Here is a 25,878-nt window from a genome sequence, read left to right as displayed (position 1 = left end):
ATTTTTTTAGAACTCATGCTTAAATCATACCGGCGCGACATAGTTATTTTGTTTGCTGTTAAACTTATATTATTATGTGGCTTATTTTTCCTCTGCTTTTCACCTAAAAATCGTCCCAAAGTAAGCGCTACAGAAATGACTAATGCTCTGTTATTAAATTCCCAAGAGTCTTCCCATGCTAGATCTTGATGTCTCTCAACTTTCCAGATTGCAGTTTGGCCTTACAGCACTTTATCATTTTCTTTTTGTACCCCTGACTATTGGGCTTTCTCTTCTCCTTGCAATTATGGAAAGTGTCTACGTAATGACCAACCGAGAAATTTGGCAACAGATGACCAAATTCTGGGGCCTGCTTTTTGGAATCAATTTTGCTATGGGAGTTGCAACTGGAATCACGATGGAATTCCAATTCGGCACCAACTGGGCATACTATTCCCACTATGTGGGAGATATTTTTGGTGCCCCTCTTGCGATTGAGGGCTTAATGGCCTTTTTTCTCGAAGCCACTTTTGTCGGATTATTCTTCTTTGGATGGGACCGATTGACCAAAGTGGGACATTTAACTGTAACCTGGCTTGTTGCAATTGGCTCTAACCTTTCAGCATTTTGGATTTTAGTTGCGAATGCGTGGATGCAAAATCCGGTAGGGTCTCAATTCAATTATCTAACCATGCGCATGGAAATGACGTCTTTTTATGACGTTATTTTTAATCCAGTGGCGCAGTCAAAGTTTGTCCATACAGTTAGTGCCTGTTATGTGACAGGTGCTGTCTTTGTTATGGCTATCAGTGCTTACTATCTCTTAAAAGGCCGCCATCACCATCTTGCTAAACGATCTCTTACCGTAGCGGCAAGTTTTGGATTGGCATCGGCTTTATCTGTGGTCGTTTTAGGTGATGAAAGTGGCTATACTACTTCTCAAAATCAAAAAATGAAATTAGCTGCTATTGAAGCCATGTGGGAAACAGAACCTGCGCCTGCTGGATTCACAATATTTGGCTTGCCTAACCTGACAACTCACACCAACAATTATGAAATCAAAATTCCTTGGGTGTTGGGGCTAATTGCAACCCGAACTTTGAATACGCCTATTCCCGGCATTCTTGACCTTGTCACTCAAGCTGAAGAACGAATTAAAAATGGAATTATTGCGTATGATGCTCTTTATAATCTTCGCAAAAGCAAAAACAATCCTGATCCTAAGGTACTGTCTCTTTTTCAAAAACATCAAAAAGATCTTGGATATGGATTACTGCTAAAACGCTATACTACAAATGTTACGGATGCAACAGCTGCTCAAATTACCAAAGCTGCATGGGATACAGTTCCCAATATCCTCCCCCTCTTTTGGTCTTTTCGTTTTATGGTAGGGATTGGATTTACGCTCATAGCTCTTTTTGCTATGGCTTTTTATATTTGTGCAAAAAGGCGAATAGAAGACAATCGATGGTTCTTAAAAATAGCCCTCCTCTCTCTCCCCTTGCCATGGATTGCTTCTGAACTCGGGTGGATTGTTGCCGAACATGGTCGTCAACCCTGGGCTATAGAAGGAATTTTGCCAACAAACTTAGGCGTCTCGAGTATCTCCTCCGGTCAAGTGTGGTTTAGTCTTATTGGATTTGTTGTATTTTACTCGCTTCTTGCAATTGTTGATGTTTTTCTAATGATTAAATATATTCGAATTGGTCCCACACAATACCCCACACCCATTGAACAGTTTACCAATAAAATTTCTAAAGGTACGTCATGATTCACGAAATAATCGACTACGAGACTTTACGTGTAATTTGGTGGATTTTATTGGGAACTCTCTTAATTGGTTTTGCCATAATGGATGGCTTTGACATGGGTGTCGCCATTCTTTTGCCCTTCGCAGCAAAAACAGACACGCAACGTCGAATTGCTATAAACAGTATTGGCCCTGTATGGGAAGGCAATCAGGTATGGTTTATTTTAGGAGCTGGAGCCATTTTTGCTGCCTGGCCAATTGTTTATGCAACTGCGTTTTCAAGTTTTTATGGGGTTTTGTTTTTAGCACTTATAACGCTTATTATTAGACCTGTTGGCATGAAATTTCGGAGTAAAGTTTTCCACCCTGTATGGCGCTCGATATGGGATTTTGGCCTGTTTATCGCTGGCTTTGTACCCTCCCTCGTTTTTGGTATCGCCTTTGGGAATATATTACAAGGCATTCCCTTTCATTTTGATGAATCATTAAGATCTTTCGCAACGGGAAGTCTTATGGACTTCTTTTCGCCCTTTACTCTCATTTGTGGTCTATTAAGTTTAAGTCTCTTTACTATGCATGGCGCAACTTATTTAACTTTAAAAACACATGAGCCCATAGCCAATCGTGCGAAAACAGCTGGTATATGTGCAGCCGTGGCAACTTTATTTTTATTCACTTTAGGATGGTTTTGGATTAAAAATGGTTGGGTTCCCGGATTTCGTATCGTTGATATTGAAACCTTTAATGGTCCGTCTAATCCTTTAGGAAAAAGCGTGATTCAAGACCCAATGGCTTGGCTTACCAATTATAAACTTTATCCCTGGATGAGAGCGGCGCCGCTGCTGGGGTATGGAGCAACAATTTTAACAGCCGCTTTTCTCCTAATGAAATATCCTGGAAAAGCATTTATTTCAAGTGCGCTCAGCCAACTGGGGATTATTTCCACAGCGGGGTTAAGTCTTTTTCCGTTTATTTTACCCTCTTCCTCTCATCCGAACAGTAGTTTAACAATTTGGGATGCTTCTTCTAGTCATATGACTTTATTTATAATGCTCATCTCAGTAATTATTTTTTTACCCCTGATCCTTTTATACACAGCTTGGGTTTTCCGAGTCATGCGAGGTAAAGTATCAGCCGATGAAATAGTATCAAACCCCCAAAGTTATTAAGGGAGCTTAAGGAATGTGGTATTTTAGCTGGATATTGGGTTTAGGACTGGCCTGTAGTTTTGCAATTTTAAATGCTATGTGGCTAGAACTTGATGAGAATGAACCCTCATGATCTCCCGCCTCATTTCTTTATTTATGGCAATAAGTCTGAGTATAACCCTTTTATTTGCAGCCCCCCTTTTTGCAGATAAAATTCAAGGTATGGGGCGAGGAATTTTAATTCTAGGCCTCCTGGGTATTGCAGGTGGTTTTGTCCACGGAGTTGGTTTTGAACCTCGGCATGTACTCTTTAAATTCCTGTTTAACCGTTGGATTTCCCGATTATTGATGGCGAGTACTTTCTTATTTTATGACTAAATATTTTTCTAAAAAACACCCTCCTTAATAAAAATTTAATGACTTATCTGGTAAAAATAAAACATCAAACTAATAATTTTAAAGGAGTTATTTGAGATGTTAAAGAAAACCTTGCTTGCAAGTATTGCCCTTATAAGTTTAAGTTCCATAAATGCTGGTCAAACTATGCATGCTCAGCATCCCCAAGCTCCTGGAAATTGCCCCCCTTGTCCCGCTGGCGGCGTACAAGGGTGGGTCTTGCTTCCCGCGGGACCAGGGATGCCTTGTATGCAAGGTACGGGTAACACTACGGGCATAAATACGCACCCAAATGCTGGTACGGGCGCAACAGCGGAAATGAGCGCCACTAAGCCCGAAGAAGTTACCCCTCATCATCCTACACACCACACGGCTTCAACAACGGGAACGCCAAAAAAGTTGATGCACCCAGAGGGACGAACTCCTGAACAAGAGAGACTTGAGGAAGAACTCAAAAATGTTACACCTCATATCTTTTTAAGAGCCAACCCAAATAGTACACCCCCGAATCAAAAAGAAGGTGAATGGGGGAAAGAACTTAATGGGAAAGTTTATTTCAGACATATGGGCAGTTGGCTACATGATGCCAGTGTAAAGCCAACAGATAAAGTTACAACAGGTGTTAAAGATAAAGTCAAAGCATTGAATGCGACTCCGTCAACCAGCAAAACGTTAGGTGGCACGAGACCAACAGCCCCTAAAGTGGCGGCAAATGTACCCTCAGATATGAAACCTGCAACCAGCACTCCAGAAGCAACGGCAACAACTCCCCCGCCGCCTCCCCCTCCACCATCCGCTACAGGCTCAACGGCTCGGAAGAATTGGCCAACCGTCACACCTCCCGATGTTCTTGGTACAACGAATCGTCCAAATCCAGTTAAAAGCGATCCAACCAAGAAAGGAGCTCCTGCCGTACCTGCTCAAGGAAAAGTCAATCGGGCGCAAACAAACCTTGATCAAAGAAATGCTCCCCAAGAGACGAATGCCAATCAATTTATTGAACCAACGGCAACTGAGTAAGGCTAATTTTACAGTTGGATAAACAATGTGGATCATGGTAGAGCTACACGAATCAACAGAACCGGTAAGATACTTTTACAGATCTGTTTGATAATTTTTCTGCTGAAAGAGGCAACTCTTTCAGCCGCTCCATCTGTTGCGCCTTTTCCTAGCCACTCCGTAACTATGCATCACTCAGATCTCATCAAAACATTAGATGAGTTGGGTATTCCGCCAAATTTAATAGATGAAAAATTAAATCAAACCAAATGTGTGATTGTTCACCCCGTATTTGCTAAATCTGTATGCGCCCGTCCCGTATGTGCGAGCCACGTCTGCTCAACTCCCATTTGTGGGCAACCTTGCGCAACGGATAAATTGAATCCGGAGCAAAAGCAAGAAACTCTGGTGCCAAAGATAAAGGTTAAACCTGAAGAAATCTCAAAGCCTCAACTTTCTCCTGAAATAGGGGATGGTCCCCCTAAAATATTACCAGAAGATAGGATACTGGAGGGCAAGACTCCAACACTTGATCCTAATCCAACAACAAATCCAGAACCGAGCCCAGAGCCGAGTTTAGAACCAAGGTCAGAACCGAGTTCGGAACTTATTCCTGAGCCTCTACTTCTACCATCACCCCAAATCTTGCCGCAACTATCCCCTGAGATATTGCCTCAAAACACGCCCCAAAGGTTTCCGCCGCAACCCGTGCAACCTTTTATGCCACAACCTATACCCCAGCCGATAGCCCAAACCATACCCCAAAGTGTTTCGCCACAGGTCCCACAGCCGGTACAACAATTTATGCCACAACCTATACCCCAGCCGATAGCCCAAACCATACCCCAAAGTGTTTCGCCACAGGTCCCGCAGCCGACACAACAATTTATGCCACAACCTATACCTCAACGCTTTCCTCCGCAGCTTCCGCAGCCGGTACAACAATTTATGCCACAACCTATGCCCCAACGCTTTCCTTCACAGGTCCCGCAGCCAACACAACAATTTATGCCACAACCTATACCCCAACGCTTTCCTTCACAGGTCCCGCAGCCGTCACAACAATTTATGCCACAACCTATACCCCAACGCTTTCCTTCACAGGTCCCGCAGCCGCCACAACAATTTATGCCACAACCTATACCTCAACGCTTTCCTCAAGCTATGCCGCAAGCGGTTCCCCGTCCGATGACTGCACCATTTGCACCCCAATTGGCCCCTAGACCCAACAGTCTACCAAGAGGTCTTGCGGCTCCCCTGACTCAACCCAGAGCAATGCCAACAACCCGACCTGCTAGGGCTATTGCCGGTGGTAATCCGTCAACTCCATCACGCCCCTCTGCCATAGGGGGTCCCTCAATCCCCCCCAGAGCCGCTTTAAAAAACCGCAAAGGATTGCCCGTTATCACAAAATCTTTGACAACAAAACCAGATGCTCTCCAACCGGCAGCTTATGTACAACGTGATCTTCCAGAGGTTTTAGCCCCACCAACAACTGCTCGCACACCTCAAGAAGCGGAAGAATTCATTAAAAAATTAGTGAGAACAAGTGGAAATTTTGATTTGAGAGAACCAAGGGTAAAAATGGCCAAGGCAGATGTACCAACACCCATTAAGCCACGACCCTATGGTTCATTTCCGACCAGTAGCCCTTTTTACTTGCCGGAAAATCCCCCAGAGGCGCCCGCACCCACATCCTTAAAAATTACAGAGTATTTAAAGAAGCGCCCCCCCATTCGTGAACCTGAAGAGATGATCACTGAAGATTTATCCATCAAGGATGCGAAGGAACAGTAGACTCTAGCTTTGATAAAAATGAACATATTTGTTTAGCACCTTTCATCCGCGCCTCCAGAGAATCCCAAGGTCGAATTATTACAAGCTTATGATCGGGACGTATTTTAGCTGTCCCTTTCTGACATTGAATAAAATCAAGCAAGCCTTGAATATTTCTAAATTTATTATTGCGAAAGGTCATGAGTGCCCCTTTGGGACCTATGTCAAGTTTTTCAATATTAGCTTGTCTACAAAAACCCTTAATTTCAATGAGTTCAAATAGATTTGATACTTCGGAAGGTAAGGAACCAAACCGATCGATCATCTCAGATGCAAATATATCAATTTGATCACGATTTTCTAACGCAGCAATCCGACGATAAAGACCCAGCCGTAAACTTAAATCTGCTACATAGGTTTCTGGAATTAAAACGGACGCCCCTAAATTGATTTGGGGAGCCCATTCAAAGTCAGGGGTAGTTCCCAACTCTTGCTCTGCCCTCACCATTAAGATAGCTTCTTGAAGTAAATGCTGATAAAGCTCGACGCCCACTTCACGCATATGGCCAGATTGCTCTTCCCCCACGATATTACCTGTACCCCGAATATCCATGTCATAACTAGCCAAAGAAAATCCTGCGCCTAAATTATCGAGTGTTTGCATAACTTCTAAGCGCTTGGTTGCATTGGTAGTTAGAATCTTACCTTCTGGCAAAGTTAAATAAGCATATCCCTGGGTTTTTCCGCGCCCTACGCGACCTCTGAGTTGGTACAATTGCGCCAAACCAAACAAATCTGCTCGATGAATAATAAGAGTGTTCGCTGTAGCAATATCAATACCTGATTCCACAATATTGGTTGAGAGAAGTAAATCATAATCTCGATCATAAAATGCATTCATGACTTCTTCTAATCGAGTAGCACTCATCTGACCATGTGCAGTAATAATGCGTATTTCTGGCGTTAGTTCTCTCAATTGTGTTTCAAGTTTTGCTAGATCATCCAACCGAGGGCTGACGCAAAATATTTGACCTCCTCGATAATATTCACGCAAAATAGCTTCGCGTATCACAACGTGATCAAAAGGCATGACAAAGGTGCGTACCGCTAAGCGATCAATCGGTGGCGTTGTGATGAGACTCATTTCTCTCACCCCACTTAGCGCTAATTGAAGTGTGCGAGGAATGGGTGTCGCTGTCAGGGTCAATACATGAACATCTGCACACAATTTCTTTAGCTTTTCTTTCTGCTTGACCCCAAAGTGATGTTCTTCATCAATAATCAATAACCCCAGATCAGCAAAAATTGTTTTGTCAGATAATAAACCATGGGTTGCGATTATAATCGGAACTTTGCCTTGCGCAATCTCTTGACGAACTTTTGTAGCGTGGCTTGTTTTCACCAATCGAGAAATTTGTTCTACTCGATAGGGGAATCCTTGGAAGCGATCTCGAAATGTCCGATAGTGCTGACGACATAACAATGTTGTGGGTACAATAATGGCAACTTGTTTGCCTTGAGATACGGCCACAAAAGCTGCCCGTAATGCAACTTCTGTTTTCCCAAATCCAACATCTCCACAAACCAACCGATCCATGGGTTTTCCGGAAGACATATCCGATAAGACTTCCTCAATTGCTCTTTGTTGATCTTCTGTTTCCACATAAGGAAAACGCGAACAAAACTCTTCATACTGAGTGGGATGCTTTTCCAATATTTGCCCAGAGTGAAGCGCTCTTTCCGCAGCAATTTTAATTAAATAGTCTGCCACTTCTCGGATGCGCTTCTTAACTTTCGCTTTTCGCATTTGCCACGCTGAACTCCCCAAGCGATCTAAGTGAGCCGCAGCCCCTTCCCCACCATACCGCGTGATCATTTCAATGTTTTCAACAGGCAAGAAGAGTTTATCGCCCCCCTCATAAATTAAGCACAAACAATCATGGGCAGCGCCACCCACCACGATAGTTTTTAATCCTTCATAACGACCAATCCCATGATCACGGTGGACAACCAAATTATCCGGTGCCAATTGGGCTGCTTCCAGAAAAAATTGATCTGCTTTTCGGCGCTTAGATGTTGCTCTGGCGACTCGATCCCCTAGAAGGTCTTGCTCGCTTAACACCAATAAATTCGGCAATTCAAATCCACGCTCTAAGGGATAGACAAGAGCAATACTCTGACTCAAATTATCAAGAGGTATCTTTGTTGGCCAGAAATCCTGCACTTGCACATTATGGATCTCATGCTCTTGTAAAATTGTCAGGAGACGATCTCTTGCCCCTTCCGTAAAGCTTGCCAAGATGACAAGCTTTTTGTCATCTCTTGCCTCTCTTAGTTTTTGAGCCACTATTTCAAATGCTTTACTTCTTGGCATATTTTGCGATAAACCCAAATCATGAAGAGCCTTGCCTTCAAAATCTTCTACGGGAATACCTTGAGGAGCTTTCTCCACTTGAAATGGCGTTACTTTTGACCAAGCTTTAGTTTGTAAGAAGTTTTCCCAATCCTGAGCAGTCCAATACAATAATTCTGGGGGTAAAGGTCGATACGGTAAGCTGTGTTCACCTGGAATCGGCATTAGACGAGCTTGATAATAGTCATTAATGGTTTGAAGATGTGAAATTGTTGCGCCTTCGCTCCCTTCTTCTATAAAAATGGATGCGCCAGTTAAATAATCAAGCAAAGTCTCACATTGGGGAAAGAAAAGGGGGAGCCAATGTTCCATTCCCCCATATTTACGTCCAGCTGATATAGCTTCATATAGGGGGTCGCTAGCGGCTCCGAATAATTCGCGATACCGTATTCGAAAATGGCTAATACCCTCAGCTGTGAGAGTGAGTTCGCTGACAGGTTTCAACACCACTTTATCTAAAGATTTGAGGGATGTCTGAGCCATCGCATCAAAACTTCGTAAGTGATCCACTTCATCACCAAAGAAATCCACACGCACAGGATCCGCAACACCGGTGGGAAAGAAATCAACGATACCACCGCGAACGGCATACTCTCCGGATTCTCGAACGGTTTCAGATCGAACATAACCCATCTGATTTAAAAAACGAAGTAATTCATCTCGTTTGGTCGATTGACCGGATTGAATTTGAAAAGATTGGCCTTCTAGAGCGCTTCGAGGTGGCAAGCGTTGCAAAAGCGCCGCAACAGACGTGACCAAACAATAGTTTTGTTCCTTTTCGAGGAGTGTTGTGAGGACATCAATACGGGTAGTCATAACATCAAGCCCCGAAGAGACTCGATCAAAGGGCAAACAATCCCAAGCTGGAAAATAAAGAAGTCGATTTGGAGAAGCGATAATTGCTAACTGATCCCTTAACCTTTGCGCTTTTGCTTCTGTTGCACAAACGTATAGGACAGTTCCTGGGCTCAATAGGCGGTGAAAAAGAGGCGCTTCGGCTCCATCAGGAACACGCGCATAAATTTGGGTTAACGACATTGATGATAATCCCGAATCCGTAATATCATAGGCTCCGTTTTGGGAATGGAATTTTGACCTGTAATCCAAGCAAAAATGTCCGCATCATCATGTTCTAACATCTTCTGATAGGCGTTAAGATCTGATGCGGTAAATGTCGGTAAAATGGCGTCTGCAAAAGGCCCCAAGAGAAGATCATTTTCCCGCGTGCCTCTATGCCAACTTTGGTATTGTAGTTTTTTCAATAGGTCCATAGGGCTGTTATAGACTTTTGCTGTCCTAAAGGCAAGAATTGGGAGGAATTTGAAGAAAATCCTTTTATGGGAAAGAGCATTACAACTTTTTGTGTACCCCCCGCCTTACTCCTAATTTTAGGTCTTTAAAACCACATCTTCAGGGTCAATTTCCAAAGTAATATGAAGGAAATTTCTTAAGGATCGGCGATAGGCCGGATCTATAGGGCCATCTCGTTGGGAATGGTCAGGGATAGTCCATACTTTTCCATTTTGAGCTGTCGCTTTTTTATGCTTGGCGCCGTCCTCAATCCTACAATTGAACGCAGTCAAAATTACAATCACTTCTTTTATGGTAATTTTTCCATTTGCATTTATTTTCTGATAAATTTCAAATTCTATTCCAGAAAGCCTAACCAGAGTTGCTTCTTTTGATGAAATAGATTCCTCTTTCGTTCCAGACTTAATTTCTTGACTATCTGGCACTGAGGCAACACCTCGCCTTTTTTCCTTAACTTTAGGGGCCAAGATTTCTGGTTTAGGAAGTTCAGATGGTGAGTATTCATAGGATGGAGATGAGATTGTAGAAAAAGGTACGGTTCTAGGGCGACTCTCTGACTGTAATCTTTCTTCAGCAATTGCAGCCTGCCTTTCGTTCTCAATCTGTCTGGCTAGCAAATTTGCTTTGATAGCCTCCACCATTTTTTGATGCCTGGCTTGTTTGCGTTTAGCATGTAATTCTTTATAGAAATTATTTAACGGGTGTGGATTGCCAATGAGATCCTCTAAGTGAGCAAAAATAAAAGCCTCTTCCATCGGAAGATCATTTGCAAATTCACCTTGATAAACATATTTTTTATAGGCCGCACTGGCAACTTTTCGTGAAATATCATTGTTAAGGTCTTCTTGATACACGCCCCATAAAATTCCACATTGAAAGGTCCGAATCCGGTCTAAAAAATCCTCTGCATCCAAAACGGGTGGTAATGCTTTGAGTAAATCAAAAAAAGGAGAAGTAACATCAACGACACCGGCGGCAGTATTTTGTTTCCTACCGGTTCTCTGAGTTTGCTTAACACTTAGTTGTGGCGGAAAAATGGTGCAATTAACTTTACCACCTACGATTCTTTTTTCCCAAAATTTTACCAAGTTAGAGGTATCTGATGAACACATTTTGAATGAATAATTAGCGGGCACAGAATGATCTTTTTGTTTAAGGCGGCTGCAAAGATCATCAAATATGCCTCCTATCACATTGTATAAATTCAACATTTTATGTACTGCTAAAGCTTGATAATGGGACAAGCTTACGTTTTCTAATTGTCCAGAATGAAGAGAACAACTCCGTTCTTTTGAAGCAATACACTCTTCATATAAAGCGACGCTCACACTCGGCTTTGTCTCTATTTCAGCACGAAAAGCGCATAAAGTTGCGAAAGCTTCAAGGGCAGGAACTAATGATTGACTTGTAATAACAACATTCTGTTGATCTTTAATACTAAAATATAAATTGTAGCTTTCTTCCAAATGTTGGATTGCTGCTCGCACTAAGTTTAGGAAAGACTCTGATACTTTTTTAGGATCTCCGAGTCCTTGCATAGCTATATTGTAGCGTAATGAACCCAGTTGTCTTTGGCTTATGGCTTGTAATTGGACGCATGTTTTGTAAACGTCAGAAGTATTAACGGGCATATCCACTAGCGCTGCACGCGTTATCTCTATTACTTTTAAAAAAGCCTGCTTTGCCTTTTCTTTTGAGGGACTATCTAACTGTGCCAAGTTGCAAGCATGAATATAAAGCTGAGAAGCATCGGTCATTTGTTGTATTGCAGAATTTACCTTTGATTTATTAGATTGCGTGCTACTTTCTGCGGCATAAGAAGAAAATATTGCAAATGATACTAATATAGTAAGTGTGATTGATCTTATGAAATTGCCAAACATAATTTTTACCTTTGCAATTTTATTGTTTGTAATTGTAATTACATATATATAGTTATTTTATTTACTAAAACAAGAAAATTAATAAATCACAATAAATCTATCTGTAGGTATATCTTAAGAAATTGTTTTAATAAACAAATCCCCACTCATATCGGTTACTTTAAGATCACCTCTTTCCTCTATTGCACCACTAATTTTTTGAATGATAAATTTTAAGTACAGTGTATCAACTCTTCCTTCAAAAACGAGATTTTTATCGATTACAGAAAGATCTCGCTCATCTTTTAGTTTTGAGACCATATCTCTTAAGTCAATAGTCAGACGAGACTCAGATCCATTCTTTCTCTCAAAGCTAAGTTTTTGACTGTGTTTATCGAATTTAATTTTAATAATAATCTTAGAAGGTCCTGGTAAAACTTCTTCAACTTGTGAAAAATTCTGCGTGTTGAAATGGAAATCCTTTAACAAATAATTCTGCCCCTCCAGAGGTACCCATTTAGAATTATTCACGTGGCGTTTAAAAGAAAAGGTATCATTCTTCAAATTCCTCTTGGGTACTAAACCAGATTGTATACCCATGAGTAGGGTTAAATCCTTTCCGTTAAGCTTTGATTGATCGGGTATATCAAAAAGTTTTTGATCTTCTAAACAAAACCACCCCTTTAACATTTTAGGATTTCCGTGGGCAATTATATAATTTATTATGTTGTTAATTTCAACTTCGTCTTGCAAATCAACGGGAGGGTGAATTTTTAAAATTTTGTCATTCTCAAGAATATGATTTTTTTCGAGTAAATGCTGCAATCTTTTAAATTGACTGAACGAACTTAGCTCCACGATACCCCAAGGCCCAAATGAGCCTAACAAAAATAGACTTGAAGTCCATATCAACATAAAACGAGTTATTCTTGCCCGACTGTCCACAAAAGAATACGTTGTAATGATCAATAAATTGGCGAAAACTAGACACACAAAATATCGGCTTATTGTAAGCCCATACTGATGAACCCGGACTCCAATTCCGATTCCCATCAGAACGAGAGGAATGATCATAAGATGGAAAAAGTGCTTCCGAAAAAATTTATGCATCACTGAAAGGGACATTTTCGCTGTATCACCTAATAAATAAGCAAAACAACCAAAAGCCCCTAAACAAGCGACTAAATACGCTACTTTTCCCCGAGGAAGATTTTGAGCGATAAAAATTTTAATGGAATAGACAACAAGAATCAGACCGAAAACCAACAAGATGGGTGTCATTACATAATTCAGTAAAAATTGGACATTTTTAGTTTGTGTCTTTTCCACCGGTTCGTTAAAACGAGAGGGTATTCCCAGCATAAGTATCATGGGCATAAAGAAACAAACTGTGATTTTAACTAGTTTTTCATATTGATCATAAATTAATATCACGTGAAAAAGATAATCAAGACTTATAAGTATCAGACCTATTCCACTGCAAATAATAAATGATAGCAAAAGGGCAAATACAGCGTTTATTCCAAGTTTATAATGATAGTACCATATATATTCTCTGTTCACAGATTTGCCCATAAAGGGTGCAACGAATATTAAAGTTATGAATCCAAAAGCCATGAGCAATGTAGAAGGAAAAACAGGAGAATGGGTGTAAAGATATTGGGCAATCAAGCCAAAGACGAATAACGCTAACGTTGTAGAGAAAGCCTTGCTCCATTTTTGACTTTCGGCAATAAGCTCAATAGATACGAACCATAAAATATTGATAACAAAAATGGAGATTAAAGCCTGCTTGTGCCATGATTCAGGCCAAAAAGATGGGTTCATAACATAGATTGTCAAGAAAAGGCTAGAAAGAACGGCTAAAGGAAAACGGTAAAGAACATGAAAAAACTCTTCATGTAATTTTTGAAATTTTAGGTTAAACATGTTTAATCTCTTACAAATTTGAGGACAATAATAGAACACTTATATCATTGTCTTATCTATTAAAATGCAGAGCTTAAAGTACTTTTAAATCAACAGATTTCAACATAAAGGCTGGAACATCTAATCCAAAACCAATACGGGTCTCTTCAGGCCCATCATCTGGCTGATTCAATTTGCGCGATGTATGTCTTGATTTCGATTTACCTGATTTCTTTTCTAATGAGCTCTGATCTTGGGTTGGCTTAAGTTGATCCCTATTTTTTTCAGAAACTTCTTTTTTCTTTTGAGGATGACGTCGATTGATATCATCAATCTTCTCTTTAACCTTTGACTTGACTTGGTCATCATCTTTGTCTGTCACTTCTAATTTTGCAGAAGCCGTCTTTTCAGATGATTGAGTCTCTACTTTTGCACCATCCAAAACCATCACAGGAATTTCCTGCTGGATAAAAGCTTGAACACCCGTTAAATACTTTTCATCACGATGGCTTACAAGGGTAATCGCTACACCCGTATTGCCCGCACGTCCGGTACGGCCAATACGATGGACATAATCTTCAGCATTCATAGGAACATCAAAATTAACAACTAAACTCAACCCATCAACATCAAGCCCACGTGCAGCCACATCACTCGCTACCAAAACTGTAATTTTACCACTCTTAAAATCTTCCAGCATTTGGTTTCTTTGACTTTGTGCCATATCACCATGAAGACTTCCCGCTTCATAACCATAGCGCTTTAAAGAGCTTGTAAGAACTGAGATGTCTCGCTTTCGATTGCAAAAAATAATTATGGGCCCCGGATTTTCTTGCAGGCTTAAGATTTGGCGTAAAGCTTCACGCTTCTTTGTATCATCAGCCCGCACAACATGTTGCTTAACAGTTGTTGCTGTACGCGTTGCGGGAGCAATAATAATTTCTTTAGGATTAATTAAATAAGATTGAGATAGCTTTTTAATCTCTCCCGGCATCGTCGCACTGAAAAGTAACGTTTGACGCATCTTTGGCAATGTTGCAACAATACGATCCACATCTGGAATGAATCCCATATCCAGCATGCGATCGGCTTCATCAATAACAAGAATTTTAACATCTGCCAGAAGAATCTGACCTCGTTCAAATAAGTCTAATAGGCGCCCCGGCGTCGCAATAAGCACATCTACACCGCGCTTCAACTGTTTTTCCTGATCTGTCATCGACTCCCCCCCCACTAAAAGGGCGGCTTTCAATTTATGATCCTTACCATATGTCTCAAAACTTTCCAGCACTTGTGCTGCCAATTCTCGTGTCGGTTCTAATACAATAGACCGAGGCATACGTACCTTTGAACGTGAACCTTGCAAAATATCAATCATTGGTAAAATAAAAGAAGCTGTTTTGCCCGTTCCCGTTTGAGCACAACCAAAAAGATCGCGACCTCTTAAAATTTGGGGGATAGCTTGTTCTTGTATGGGAGTGGGTACTGTATATCCAAGTAGGTTAACAGTCTGCTCTAATTCGGCCGACAGTCCGAGATCACTAAATTTCATGGAATCCTTAGGGAATAATATATTAAATATCTCAATATGTTGGTCTACACTTAAATAAATGAACTATTTCCACCGAAATTTCAAGAAAAACTCTATATTTATTTAATTATTTTTGGTCTCCTATGGCATTTTCATCACAAAAACACGATTATTTAGCTGTTTATTCATCATTAAACAAATGATTAAATTAAATCTATTCAGCTACGTAAGCTTGTCCATTTTCTTCCATAAGTCTTCCTCTAAAGCTTGTGCTATATTTAGATTACGTTCTTTTACGTGACCAAAACCCTTTATTAATTGAGGAAGTTCAGCAATTTGACAAGCAATAGTATGGTTTTTTGTTGATAATTGAGCCAATATTTTTGCCATAGTAATTTCATAATCAAGTAATAACTGACGTTCTCTGCGTCGTTCTAACGTGTAACCAAACAAATCTAAATAAGTTCCGCGAAGTTTTTTTGCTTTTGCAAGAAGCTTAAAAATTTTAAAAACCCAGGGACCATAAGTTGCTTTTATTAGCTCTCCTGTTTGAGGGTCATGGCGAGCAATCAGGGGGGGAGCCAAATGAAATTGTAGTTTATATTTACCTTCAAACTGCTGTTCCAATCGCCGCGTAAAGTCCCCATTGGTATAGAGACGGGCCACTTCGTATTCATCTTTAATGGCTAACAACCTGTAATACGATTGTGCAACAGCCTCAGTTAACCCCTTTAAACCCAGTCGCTCCTCTTCTTGTTCAACTTTTTGCACAAAAGATAGATAACGATTGGCATACGCTTGATCGTGGTAATCAACCAAAAAATCATAGCGACGGGTTATTTGTTGTTGTAAAGTTTCGCTCAACACATGATCAGGTTCTATGGGAACCTCTTTTCTGCAAAACTCTTCCACAAGATTTAAATCAACAGCGGCAATACGTCCCCACTGAAAAGCAAGTTTATTCATTATCACAGCAACGTTATTAAGGCGAATTGCTTCTTGAATAGCGTCCACAGAAACGGGAATAAAACCCTTTTGAAAAGCATAACCCACTAAAAAAAGATTTGTTGTAATTGAATCTCCTAAAAGGGAAGTTGCGAGAGCTGTAGCATCTACAAAATCTACCCTATTGTTTCCAACTGCCTTGACTAAATCAGCTTTCATCCCTTCACCTGGAAATTGAATATCAGGATTTTGTGTAAAATGTCCCGTAATGGACTCATGGGTATTAACAATGACTTGAGTCCGACCGGGAGAAATCTTATCCATGCCTTCCGCGCCTGCACTTACAATAAGGTCTGCGCCCAATAGCAAATCGGCACCTCCAGAGTTGACGCGGGTTGCGTGAATTTCTTCTAGCTTCTTACTCAAACGAATATGACTGACAACTGCCCCTCCTTTTTGGGCAAGGCCCGCCATATCAACGATCGAGCACCCCTTACCCTCCAAATGGGCGGCCATTCCAATTATAGAACCAATTGTGACGACACCGGTGCCACCTACCCCTGCTACAAAAATGCTGTAAGGCTTTGCGAGAGAAACTGACTTTGGTTTGGGAAGTTTGGCATATAGATCTTCAGGAAATGAAGTCAATTGGGGTTTGCGCAAATTCCCGCCAATAACACTTACAAAGCTTGGACAAAAACCCTTCACACATGAGAAATCTTTATTACAACTCGATTGATCAATTGACCTTTTTAATCCCCATTCTGTTGCCAAAGGTGTAATGGAAAGACAATTGGATTTGCGACCACAATCACCACATCCCTCACAAACAGATTCATTAATAAAAATTCGTTTATTTGGGTCGCTAAGAGCTCCCCTTTTGCGACGACGACGTTTTTCCAGAGCGCACGTTTGATCATAAATAAGGACGGATGTACCTTCCCATTCCTTCAGACTTTCTTGGACAGAAGCAAGTTCATCTCGATAATGAATTGTTGTCCCATGTGCAAAAGGCGCTCCCAAAGGGTATCGATCCAGATCATCTGTTACCAAAGCAATGCGTCGCACACCTTCAGCGTAGACCTGTTGACTAATTTTCCACACCGTTAACGGACCATCTACCGGTTGTCCCCCCGTCATAGCCACAGCATCATTATATAAAATTTTGTACGTAATATTGACTTTTGAAGCGACTGCTGCCCGAATTGCCAAATAGCCTGAGTGGTAATAAGTCCCATCTCCTAGATTTGCAAAAATATGTTTTTCCGTAGTAAAGGGTGCCTGTCCAATCCAGGGAACACCCTCTGCACCCATCTGGGTAAAGGTTTTCGTGTGAAGAGGAGCAATCCATGTCGCCATATAATGGCACCCGATGCCTGCTACTGCCCGACTCCCCGTCGGTAAAGGAAGAGTAGACGTATTGTGAGGACAGCCTGAACAATAATAAGGTAATCGCGCTAAGCGATCTTGGAAAGCTTCTTTTGGCTGAGCTTTCTTAATCGCCTGCTGAAATGCGCCCTGGAATCGATCAAAACCAGATAATTTTTCAAGACATTGGGCGATCACTGCAGCAATCTGAGTTGCATTCAATTCATAATAAGACTGAAGGAGTGGTTTGCCTTTAATGTCCATTTTTCCTAAAATATCAGGCCGCTGCGTTGCTGGAAGATGATAAAGGATTGTTTTCAGCTGATCTTCAATAAGGGGACGCTTTTCCTCAACAACCAAAACTGTCTCGAGCCCACGGCAAAAGTCTTCAATACTGGTGGGCTCAAGGGGCCAACTTACGGTGACTTTGAAAATGGCTAAACCTAAATCTTGGGCCAAATCTTCATCAAATCCCAAATCATCAAGCGCTTGACGAACGTCAATATACGATTTTCCCACCGTAATAATACCAAAGCGAGGCTTCTTTCGCCCTCTTGACTCCGGCCATACAGAACGATTCAAATGATTTGCACGCACAAAACTTGGCACAGCTTTTAATTTAAAATCATGAAGCCGGCGTTCTTGTTGCAAGGGGCTATCAGGCCATCGAAAATGAAGTCCTTCAGGTGGCATATCAAAATCTTTAGGCTGATGGATGAGGAGACGAGAAGAATCCACCATTACAGATGCTGCCGTATCTACGGTATCTGAGAGCATTTTAAAACCGATCCACAACCCAGAATATCGAGAGAGAGCCCAACCCATTAATCCCAAATCCAAAACATCTTGAACAGTGGAAGGGACCATAATCGGAATAAAGGCATCTACAAGTGCATACTCACTTTGGTGGGCCAGGGTAGATGATTTACAGGCGTGATCATCCCCTGTCAATGCCAAAACACCTCCAAAAGGATTTGTGCCTGCAGAATTGGCATGTTTTAACGCATCGCCCGACCGATCAACACCAGGCCCTTTGCCGTACCACATAGAGAAAACACCTTGCACCGTCGCACCCGGCGACAAAGAAATTTGCTGGCTACCCCATACGGCTGTGACACTTAAGTCTTCATTGATTCCCGGTTTAAATTCTATATTGTGGTTTTTGAGATGGTGTGCGGCTTTCCATAAAGCAAGGTCAAATCCTCCTAAGGGAGATCCCCTATACCCTGAAATAAATCCAGCCGTATTGACCCCCAAGGATATATCTCGACGTCGCTGCATGAGAGAAAGTCGAACCAAGGCTTGAGTGCCTGTAATAAATATTCGGCCAGAATCTTGGGTATACTTATCTTCTAAATCAACGGTAAGCAGCGAGGAACTCATATTGTAAGCCTATGATAAATCATTGTTACTTAATAAGTTTAAGCGTGAATGAAGCCCAATGTCTATGTGGTTTACTACAATTTAATATTAATTTTATTAAATTAGCTATCTATTATTCTTTGAAACTTAATTTTGGATAGTTACCAAAAACTTTTCATGAGGCTAAAGGGGGAGATATTCTCACGCTCTTAGAGATAAACAAATGATTGGGGGCTACGCGCAAAAATTTATGATCGTATATGCTGTAAAATCCATGACATCAAAGCTTTAGATCCCTCAAGATGCGCAGCATTTAAGGATTTTATAATGTTATCCATCGTATAATCTAGAATGGCTTGATCATAAATAAATTGCCGTGAAGCCACAATCTGACGTTCGGGCATTTTTACAAGATAGACCATGTAATCTACCTTTGCTGTGGAAGGATGGGGGGCCAGCTGTTGGTCAATATAGAATTTCCTAACTTCAATTTTTAAAGTATAGTCAGCATGAATCCCTTCTCTTGGCCGGCTAACGCCCCGAAAAGCCTTTTTGTTTTGCAAGGAATAAATCAAGGACTCCTGAATCAAGACATTTAAGCGATCCGCCCACTCTACATCTGCAAAATAATCAATGGTCTGCTCTTGAGGTTTTACCGCAATACGTGTTGTATCAATGGGTTTATAAAGTGTCGGCATATCGATGGCCAATTGATAGGGTCGCGTCGCATAGGAGGTAAGAGGAGTTACTGACTCATTACCTTCTGCAACAAGGGTATACTTTTTTACAGGTTCACCAGGAGAGGGAAAAAGAGAACATCCACATAATAAATTGGAAGCCACGACACCAATAACTATAATTTTTTTCATGGAACTTTCACTCCTTCTTTTGAATCGCGAGACATAAATCGAGAAGGACTTCGCTCTAAGGCTTCTCCTATATGACGAATGGTAGATAAAGTTTCTTTTCCTTCATTTAGAAAATGAGTCAATGCCGGCAATCCCTCTTCCGTAAAACTACTAATATTTTTACGATTCTCTGAAAGCAAAACGTTGAGTTCCATGACCATTTTATGAATTTCCTTCACCCCATCTTTCATTCCTTTAAGCAATTCTTGAATATTCGTTTCCTGACCAGTAGTTGGAATCAAAGCTTGTGATATGGTATGAAGATTCTTTAAGGTTTCGGAAAAAGCAACCTTATTGTCTTTATCAAATAAGGATCGTATTTCTTCAAGTGTCTTTGAGGCTTGATTTAAAACGGCGGGAATAGACGCTGTCACCTCTTCAAAAACTGACGATCGCGTGGGAATAATGGCCCGAGAAGTCCCTTTTTTGGGACGTAATTTTTTAGCGCTACTGGTTCCCCCATTTAATTGAATATAGGCAACTCCCGTAATACCTTGTAATTCAAGAGAGGCAAAAGCATCTTCTTTAATCGGAACATCCCCTTGTATAAAAATTGTCACGCGGACAGTTTCTACGTTATCTGCATCTAATGCGATCTTTTTAACGGCCCCAACGGGAACCCCCCGATACAAAACCGTACCGCCTTCTTTTAAACCTGTAACAGACTTAGAAAAATAAATATCATATTCTGTGACCTTGTTTGAAAAATCAAGACGGGCAATCCACACAATAAAAACCATAATAGCAACAAGAAAAAAAATAGCGAAAGCGCCAACTAAACTATAATTTGCTTTTGTCTCCATTAACGTGTCCTCGCCTTAAACATGTTTTGACCTCTGGGGCCATGAAAATATTCCTGTATCCAAGGATGGTCCATTCGTGCAACTTCTTCTAGAGTGCCTACACGCACCTGTTGATCGATTAATACTGCAACACGGTCACACACTGTAACAAGGGAATCAAGATCATGAGTAATCATAACGATGGTGATTTTTAATTCTTTTTGCAACTCTTTAATTAGATTATCAAACCCTGCGGCAGCAATAGGGTCAAGACCCGAGGTGGGTTCATCTAAAAATACTATAGCAGGATCAAGCGCCAACGCACGAGCCAGAGCAACGCGTTTAATCATTCCTCCCGAAAGCTGGGAAGGATATTTTTGCATGTGTTCGCTGGAAAGCCCTACTTTTTCGATTTTTGAAAAAGCAATTTCATAAGCAAGACCATAAGATAGGCGTGCAACCTCAATGAGAGGGATCATAATATTCTCAAGTACTGTTAAGGAGGAAATGAGAGCCCCAGCTTGGAATAAAACCCCAACTTGAGAGGAAGGGTACGCCGGTGTGGTATAATAGATAAGTTTACCTGCCTGAAGAGGTTCCAAACCAATCATGTAGCGCATGAGTACAGATTTACCGCTTCCCGACCCTCCTACAATACCAATCACCTCCCCTTCAAAAATAGTAAGGTCTAAGTTGTTATGAATGACTTGTTTACCAAACTTTGTTTTGAGCCCCTTGATTTCAATAATAGGACGCTTCATGAATTCACACCTTTAAATAGGAAAAAAGTATAGACATGAAAGCATCAAAAATAATTACAAGAAAAATAGATTCAACAACAGATTGAGTGGTCATACGTCCAACACTTTCTGCGCTTCCTTTAACTTGGAATCCTCTATAACACCCAACAAATCCAATGAGTATAGCAAATAAAGGGGCTTTGCTCATCCCGACCCAAAAGGAACTTAAAGAGGTGGCTCTCTGAAATTGATGGATAAACTGGATAGGCGATACATCAATGATCAGAGCCGTCATGAGCATCCCTCCCAATAACCCCATCATCATGGCAAAAAAGACAAGCAAAGGGAGGCAAAAGATAATGGCAATCAACCGTGGAATAACCAGAACTTGAATCGGATTGAGGCCCAACATTCTTATAGCGTCAATCTCTTGATTGAGGGCCATAGTGCCGAGTTGGGCAGTAAAAGCACTTCCCGATCGACCCGCGATCACAATAGCTGTGAGAAGAACGGCTAGTTCCCGTAAAAGAGAAACAGCTAAGAAATCAATAGTATATATTTCAGCCCCAAAACGCCTCAATTGATTGATACTTTGATAGGAAAGCACCACACCAATAAGAAAAGAAATAAGCCCCACAATGGGAAGAGCTCTTACGCCTATTTCTTCACAATGTCGAAAAACGGAGACCCACCGAAGCGGTGTTGCACTTTTTAAAGTCGCCACCCAAGTTATCAGAATTTTACCCAAAAATTCTAACATATTGAGTGTTGTTTTCCACAAATAAACTGTTTTAAAACCAACATAGTTCAGCCAGAGAATTTTCCAATTGAGATGTTCTGCTTCTTCCATAACGGCCGGCTGGTGGGTAAGAAAATAGGAAAGAAGAGACGATGAAGTCAGACTCTCAACATCAACTGTACGCTTTTCATTCTGTAGGGCTTTAATGACACGTGCAATAAGACATGCGCCTGCAGAATCCATCGAGCAATTTTTTTCAATAATGATTTTTACGGGACGGTTTTTGGCAATACTCTTTTGAAACTTCCTATCAAGTTGAGGTTCAACTCGGTTCAAGGAACGACAAACCCAAGCGCCTCCAAAACGAAGTGTTAAGTTATCTTTATCCTTATCGACGTCAAACCAAGGAGACGCAAGATCAGTATTCATTTGTTTTTGCATGGTCAAGAGAGCAATTCCTCATCAGTCATGACAAAATCATTGCATATTATCACCACTCTAGGCTATACACGAAATAAAGAACTTTATCAAAATGGAAAAGAAAGATTATGAAACAAGATATTCATCCGAACTACCATGAAATTAATGTTGTTATGACTGATGGCACAACTTTTAAAACGCGAACAACCTGGGGAAAGCCTGGAGATACTATGCAATTAGATATCGACCCCTTATCTCATCCTGCTTGGACAGGGGCTAACCAAAAAATATTGGATACAGCCGGTCAAATCAGCAAGTTCAGCAAGCGTTTCGGAGATATTGGTCTCAAGAAATAGTTTTTGAGCGTCTTTCTTATCGTTTACCAAAACAAACGTTAACCATAAAAAACCACCGCCCTCAATGAGAGCGGTGGTTTTTTGACCTGTTGCTTTAAATTAAAGACCTAATTCTTCCAAAACAGCTTCAGCTTGAGGAGACGTCAAACCCATGTTCTTTTGAATATGGACTGACATAACGGCATGACTGGGTCTCACCCCACCATTTTTTGCTTGCAATTCCATGACCAAATCCCCGGCACGAACAAGTAGCCCTTCACTTGGGTGCCATTCTTCACCAGAAGCTGTCACGGGTATGGGAGGACAAATAGCAGGATTGGGACAAGGAGAGGCCGCTGAAACCGTATCCGGCCCATGACCACATCCACAATCTGGGGCCTTTTGTGGTTTTAGTGCAGAGCGTTTAACAACCGCAGGAGTTTTCGTTGAAGGTGTAGCGACCACTACAGGGGCCGGTTGAGGATGATAATGTATGGAATCTCCATCCGAATCAAAACATCCAGCTAGAACAAGAGGCAGAGAAACCAATAATATTTTGGAGGTACGCATATATATATCCTTATTTTAAATTAACTTTACAATAATTTTATATCATTACCTCAGCCAACTGAAAAGAACAAGTGGTCAGAATAGCTAAGAAAAATTCAAAACAGCGGTATCTCTCATGCTTTCAGCAGATTCTATAGAACAAAAAATTTTATTAAGAAATGCACAATCCTTACTGCCCCACTAGACAAAATTTTTAAAAGTATATTTTTTACAATTCTTTCTTAAATTTATTAGGCACCTCTATTGATATGAACGCTGTTGCAGTTACCCTCTTAACCCTGCTATCTATGGTCAAGATATCTTAATTGGAAGCAAAATTACGATTGTGTCTCACTCTGTTGCCATACCCTACCCCATGACACCCAGTTATCTTGACGCTTTAAATAACGAGCAAAGAGCTGCTGTTGAATCCATTAATGGACCCGTACTTATTTTGGCTGGGGCAGGTACGGGTAAGACGCGCGTTCTCACAACTCGTATGGCACATATTTTAGCCTGTGGGCTGGCCTATCCCTCACAAATTCTTGCCGTCACTTTCACCAATAAAGCCGCAACAGAAATGCGCGACCGTGTGGGTGCATTACTCAACCAACCCACAGAAGGGTTATGGCTGGGAACCTTTCATGCGATTGCCGTGCGAATCTTACGTCGTCATGCTGAAGTAGTTGGCTTAAAACCAAATTTCACTATTCTAGACACAGATGACCAACAAAGATTAATTAAGCAAATTCTTCAAGCGGAAGGCATCGATGAGGGAAAGAATCCTCCTCGAATGGTCATATCCGTTATCAGTTCGAAGAAAGATCGAGTTGAATTCTGTCAAAAACTTGATCAAATCCCACCTCGAAATTGGATCGATCGAATCTATAGTCTTTATCAAGACCGCTTAAAAACTCTTAATGCTGTAGATTTTGGCGATCTTCTTTTATACTGCATACAACTTTTTCAAGATCACCACGAGATTTTGAAATCTTATCAAGATCAGTTCCATTACATCATGGTGGATGAATATCAAGATACAAACGTCGCCCAATACTTGTGGCTACGCCTCCTTGCCCAAGGCCACAACAACATTTGTTGTGTTGGGGATGATGATCAATCTATTTATGGATGGCGTGGAGCTGAAATTGGCAACATCTTGCGGTTCGAAAAAGACTTTCCGGGTGCCACTATTGTCCGCCTTGAGCAAAACTATCGTTCCACCACTCATATTTTAGGTGCGGCCTCCGGCCTTATCGAAAAGAATTTAGGCCGACTTGGTAAAACATTATGGACAGAACTTGATGGGGGCGAAAAAGTCCTGATTCGAGGCACGTGGGATTCTGAAGACGAAGCGCGCTTTATTGGCGATGAAGTTGAAGCAGCGCAACGCCAAGGAATATTGTTAAGTAAAATGGCTGTCCTTGTGCGCGCGGGCTATCAAACACGTGAGTTTGAAGACCGCTTTTTGACTTTAGGAATTCCTTATAAAGTGATTGGGGGATTGCGATTTTATGAACGCCAAGAAATCCGAGATGCGATGGCATATATGCGTCTTATTAGCCAACCTGATGATGGCCTTGCCTTTGAACGCATCATTAACACACCCCGGCGTGGCATTGGCGCAACCACTTTGCAATATATGCATACCTATGCACGTGAAAATGCTATTTCCTTACCACAAGCCGCCCGAATTTTATGTGAAACTGATGCTATCCGTGGCGGCGCTCGCACAGCTTTGCGAACCTTTTTTCTCGATCTCGATCGCTGGCGACACGGGTTACAAAATGACCACCATGTCACCATAGCTAAAATGGTCTTGGATGAATCCGGTTATACACGGATGTGGCGAGATGATAAATCACCCGATGCAGCGGGAAGACTTGAAAACTTGAAAGAATTGGTGCGTGCCATGGAGGAATTTGACACTCTAGGTGGATTTTTAGAACACGTCAGCCTCGTTATGGACACAACAAAAAAAGATCAAGCCGATATGATTACTATTATGACTCTTCATGCGGCTAAAGGATTAGAATTTGATACTGTGTTTCTCTCTGGTTGGGAAGAAGGCCTTTTCCCCCACTCTCGATCATTAGACGAAAAGGGTCAAGAAGGACTGGAAGAAGAACGACGATTAGCTTATGTTGGCATCACGCGAGCGCAACGCAAAGCGATCATTACCTTTGCACTCAATAGGCGCACCTATCAGGGATGGCAACATATGCTTCCTTCTCGCTTTATTAAGGAACTTCCCGCCGCTCATATTACCCTTATTCAAGCAAATGGAAATGAAATGTCTATCCCAGCATATCCTTCTCGCCCTACCCCTACAAAGGCTTTTATTGACGCTGAATTTTCTGATGTTCCTTTGCGTGCCCACCATGCACACCGACCGCAAGATCGCATTTTTCATCAGAAATTTGGTTATGGCCGCATCATCAGCGTGAATGGAGATCAACTCGAAATAGAATTTGACGCTGCGGGTCTTAAAAAAGTTATGGCTGATTTTGTTGAAAAAGAATAAAACGTCAAATATCAAAAAAATTATATTCAGCTTTGGCTGTTTATTATTAGCCTTCTCTATAGGATTTTCCTTTATACAAAACCATCCCTTAGAACATACCTTACCAACTATAACTTATATTTTGGTAGAAAAG

The 25,878-nt window shown here is 41.3% G+C and carries 19 protein-coding genes; 8 read left to right on the top strand and 11 right to left on the bottom strand.

What is annotated here, in order from left to right; genetic code table 11:
* The first annotated feature begins 175 nt into the window (after positions 1-175).
* The 6 genes from FJX03_01110 to FJX03_01085 all read left to right on the top strand — a co-directional run bounded on the left by FJX03_01110 (position 176) and on the right by FJX03_01085 (position 6,069).
* Complete coding sequence (locus FJX03_01110) at positions 176-1,750, top strand: cytochrome bd-I ubiquinol oxidase subunit CydA (GenBank protein MBM3632294.1); 1,575 nt, start codon at positions 176-178, stop codon at positions 1,748-1,750.
* Complete coding sequence (gene cydB, locus FJX03_01105; protein ID MBM3632293.1) at positions 1,747-2,898, top strand: cytochrome d ubiquinol oxidase subunit II; 1,152 nt, start codon at positions 1,747-1,749, stop codon at positions 2,896-2,898. The genes FJX03_01110 and cydB overlap by 4 nt, the downstream gene beginning before the upstream one ends.
* A gap of 13 nt (positions 2,899-2,911) precedes the next feature.
* On the top strand, positions 2,912-3,010 hold the full coding sequence (cydX, locus tag FJX03_01100) for a cytochrome bd-I oxidase subunit CydX (GenBank protein MBM3632292.1): 99 nt from the start codon (positions 2,912-2,914) through the stop codon (positions 3,008-3,010).
* A complete protein-coding gene (locus tag FJX03_01095) occupies positions 3,007-3,255 on the top strand; it encodes a Cyd operon protein YbgE (GenBank protein MBM3632291.1) in 249 nt (82 codons plus the stop codon). The genes cydX and FJX03_01095 overlap by 4 nt, the downstream gene beginning before the upstream one ends.
* A gap of 96 nt (positions 3,256-3,351) precedes the next feature.
* A complete protein-coding gene (locus FJX03_01090; protein ID MBM3632290.1) occupies positions 3,352-4,293 on the top strand; it encodes a hypothetical protein in 942 nt (313 codons plus the stop codon).
* A 27-nt stretch (positions 4,294-4,320) separates the two neighbouring features.
* Positions 4,321-6,069, top strand: coding sequence for a hypothetical protein (locus FJX03_01085; GenBank protein MBM3632289.1), 1,749 nt, complete (start codon positions 4,321-4,323; stop codon positions 6,067-6,069).
* Here the strand turns inward: FJX03_01085 and mfd are convergent.
* The 10 genes from mfd to FJX03_01035 all read right to left on the bottom strand — a co-directional run bounded on the left by mfd (position 6,047) and on the right by FJX03_01035 (position 22,364).
* Entirely contained in the window at positions 6,047-9,499 is a 3,453-nt protein-coding gene (gene mfd, locus FJX03_01080; GenBank protein ID MBM3632288.1) for a transcription-repair coupling factor, read from the bottom strand. The two genes, FJX03_01085 and mfd, sit on opposite strands and share 23 nt — an antisense overlap.
* On the bottom strand, positions 9,490-9,732 hold the full coding sequence (locus tag FJX03_01075; protein MBM3632287.1) for a succinate dehydrogenase assembly factor 2: 243 nt from the start codon (positions 9,730-9,732) through the stop codon (positions 9,490-9,492). The genes mfd and FJX03_01075 overlap by 10 nt, the downstream gene beginning before the upstream one ends.
* 117 nt (positions 9,733-9,849) lie before the next feature.
* Positions 9,850-11,529, bottom strand: coding sequence for a hypothetical protein (locus tag FJX03_01070; GenBank protein ID MBM3632286.1), 1,680 nt, complete (start codon positions 11,527-11,529; stop codon positions 9,850-9,852).
* A 240-nt stretch (positions 11,530-11,769) separates the two neighbouring features.
* On the bottom strand, positions 11,770-13,563 hold the full coding sequence (locus FJX03_01065) for a DUF4153 domain-containing protein (protein ID MBM3632285.1): 1,794 nt from the start codon (positions 13,561-13,563) through the stop codon (positions 11,770-11,772).
* Between the two features lie 73 nt (positions 13,564-13,636).
* The gene (locus FJX03_01060; protein ID MBM3632284.1) at positions 13,637-15,094 is read right to left on the bottom strand and encodes a DEAD/DEAH box helicase; all 1,458 of its coding nucleotides are present in this window, start codon (positions 15,092-15,094) and stop codon (positions 13,637-13,639) included.
* A 201-nt stretch (positions 15,095-15,295) separates the two neighbouring features.
* On the bottom strand, positions 15,296-18,769 hold the full coding sequence (locus tag FJX03_01055) for an indolepyruvate ferredoxin oxidoreductase family protein (GenBank protein MBM3632283.1): 3,474 nt from the start codon (positions 18,767-18,769) through the stop codon (positions 15,296-15,298).
* A gap of 227 nt (positions 18,770-18,996) precedes the next feature.
* Positions 18,997-19,617 (bottom strand): hypothetical protein, encoded by a 621-nt coding sequence (locus tag FJX03_01050; protein ID MBM3632282.1) that lies wholly within the window; start codon positions 19,615-19,617, stop codon positions 18,997-18,999.
* Complete coding sequence (locus FJX03_01045; protein ID MBM3632281.1) at positions 19,614-20,459, bottom strand: MCE family protein; 846 nt, start codon at positions 20,457-20,459, stop codon at positions 19,614-19,616. Before FJX03_01045 ends, FJX03_01050 begins: the two co-directional genes overlap by 4 nt.
* Positions 20,459-21,199: an ATP-binding cassette domain-containing protein gene (locus FJX03_01040; GenBank protein ID MBM3632280.1), complete on the bottom strand. Its 741-nt coding sequence runs from the start codon at positions 21,197-21,199 to the stop codon at positions 20,459-20,461. The genes FJX03_01045 and FJX03_01040 overlap by 1 nt, the downstream gene beginning before the upstream one ends.
* 4 nt (positions 21,200-21,203) lie before the next feature.
* On the bottom strand, positions 21,204-22,364 hold the full coding sequence (locus tag FJX03_01035; protein ID MBM3632279.1) for an ABC transporter permease: 1,161 nt from the start codon (positions 22,362-22,364) through the stop codon (positions 21,204-21,206).
* A 101-nt stretch (positions 22,365-22,465) separates the two neighbouring features.
* Here FJX03_01035 and FJX03_01030 point away from each other — a divergent pair, with 101 nt between their 5' ends.
* Positions 22,466-22,693: a 50S ribosomal protein L31 gene (locus FJX03_01030; GenBank protein MBM3632278.1), complete on the top strand. Its 228-nt coding sequence runs from the start codon at positions 22,466-22,468 to the stop codon at positions 22,691-22,693.
* Positions 22,694-22,792: 99 nt separating this feature from the next.
* On the opposite strand, the gene FJX03_01025 is transcribed toward FJX03_01030, so the two are convergent.
* Positions 22,793-23,242, bottom strand: a complete 450-nt coding sequence (locus FJX03_01025) for a hypothetical protein (protein MBM3632277.1) — start codon at positions 23,240-23,242, stop codon at positions 22,793-22,795.
* 355 nt (positions 23,243-23,597) lie between these two features.
* On the opposite strand from FJX03_01025, the gene FJX03_01020 reads away from it, so the two are divergent.
* Positions 23,598-25,745, top strand: a complete 2,148-nt coding sequence (locus FJX03_01020) for a DNA helicase II (GenBank protein MBM3632276.1) — start codon at positions 23,598-23,600, stop codon at positions 25,743-25,745.
* Positions 25,746-25,878: the final 133 nt, after the last annotated feature.

It is taken from the genome of Alphaproteobacteria bacterium (genome assembly GCA_016870095.1).
Classification (GTDB): domain Bacteria; phylum Pseudomonadota; class Alphaproteobacteria; order Paracaedibacterales; family VGCI01; genus VGCI01.
This window is presented reverse-complemented; position numbering and strand designations above follow the sequence as displayed.